This window comes from Thermogemmatispora sp. (assembly GCF_042408735.1).
In the GTDB taxonomy this organism is placed as follows: Bacteria; Chloroflexota; Ktedonobacteria; order Ktedonobacterales; family Ktedonobacteraceae; genus Thermogemmatispora.
On sequence record NZ_JBHOQV010000050.1, the window covers coordinates 1 to 1,521 of the forward strand.

A 1,521-nucleotide genomic window follows, 5' to 3' on the forward strand; every position below is an offset into this window, starting at 1 on the left:
GGCGGTGGAGCCGGGCCAGCGCGTGCTGGAGATTGGCACGGGTTCGGGCTATCAAACGGCCCTGCTGTGCCGGCTGACAGGAGCAGCCCACCTGGTGACCAGCCTGGAGATCGAGCCGGAGACCCTGCGGCAGACCGCCTCGGCGCTGCAGGCGCTCGGGCTGGAACCGCACCTGCGGCAGGCCGATGGACGGGCCGGCTGTCCAGCGCATGCCCCCTCTGACCGCATCATCGTGACCGCCAGCAGCGAGGGCGTGTCTCGGGCCTGGCTCGAGCAGCTGGCCCCTGGGGAAAGGCTGGTTGCCGTGCTGCAGCCGGGGCAGGCGCCGCTGGGCGGCGTGCTGGTCGCCCAGCGGGAGCAGGGAGGCCTCCGGCTGCAGGGGAGGCTGCGTTTTCCCGCAGCTTTCATGCCGTTGCGCCGGGAGTCGGGCTCGGGCGACGCAGACCGCCCACCGCGCCCGGCTGGGAAGAGCTGGCCACGCTGGGTCCAGGTTCATGGGGAGCCGGAGTGGCCGCTCACGCCCCAGGAGCAGCGGCAGACCCGCCGCTGGCTAGTCTGGTGGCTGGCGACGCAGCCGCGGGGGCTGGTCTGCTGGAGCCGAGCCGGCAGCGAGAGCGATCAGGAGGCGACGGTCGAGATCGAGTTGCGAGGGCTGCCGGAGGAGGCGGCGACGACCTGGCAGCAGCTGCAGGAAGCCTGGGCGCTGTGGCAACGGTGGCAGCCGGGGCTGGAACAGGATCGGCTGGAGGCGGATGCGCAGGGGCAGCGTCTGTGGGCCGAGACCGCAGGGGGCTGGCTGATCGCCCGGGCCGCCTCCTGGGCGGAGGAGGAAAGGAAGCTCGGGCAGGCAGCACCACTGCGCCACCCGAGCAGGTGAGTGGAAGCGCAGCTGGTGGGGGCAGGGCTGGCCAGGACCACTGGTCTAGAGCAGTGTCAGGGGCGGGTGATCTGCAAGGCGCTGGCGCGCGGCTTGCTTTGCTGCCAGCAGCTCCCCCAGGCAGCGCAGCACGCCCGGCTCGAAGCCGAGTTACTGGCTGATGGTGGTGAACCAGTCGAGCAGGCGGCGGGTGGCCGGCCCGGCGGGCTGGATGATATCGCTGCGTTCCAGGAGTTCGATCCAGCCGCCGGGCCGCGTGACGCGCACCAGCTCGCGGACGACGCCGGGCCAGGAGCGAGCCGGGATGGCGGCGACCAGGGATGGCGGTCACCTCCTGGGATGTGCTGGGTATGAGGAGGCCGCCATACAGGGACTCGTGACAGCGCGGCTGCCGCTGTGGTTGCCGGGGGCGTGGCACGGGGCTGCGCAGACTGGCAGCCAGGCCAGGTAGCAATGGGTCTGGCTGGCTGCGCGTGGCGTCTTGAGGTCAGGTGGCATCGCCCCGCGGGGTGCACGGCAGACGCCATGAAGCCTTCACCCGACGGGACAGGATGGGCTGCTGATCCATCCAAGATCAGAGGCGCCTGGCCCGCCGGGACGGCTGCCCTGTGGCTCATCGGCGGCACGCTGGGTGGGAGGAAGCG

General features: G+C 71.9%; 2 protein-coding genes. Both read left to right on the forward strand.

Translation table 11 applies throughout. The annotated features are described in order from the left end of the window. On the forward strand, nucleotides 1-877 hold an 877-nt coding region (locus ACFMO7_RS03460), incomplete at its 5' end, for a protein-L-isoaspartate O-methyltransferase (protein ID WP_376794138.1). Beyond that, entirely contained in the window at nucleotides 878-1,231 is a 354-nt protein-coding gene (locus ACFMO7_RS03465) for a hypothetical protein (RefSeq protein ID WP_376794139.1), read from the forward strand. The last annotated feature ends 290 nt before the right edge of the window (nucleotides 1,232-1,521 follow it).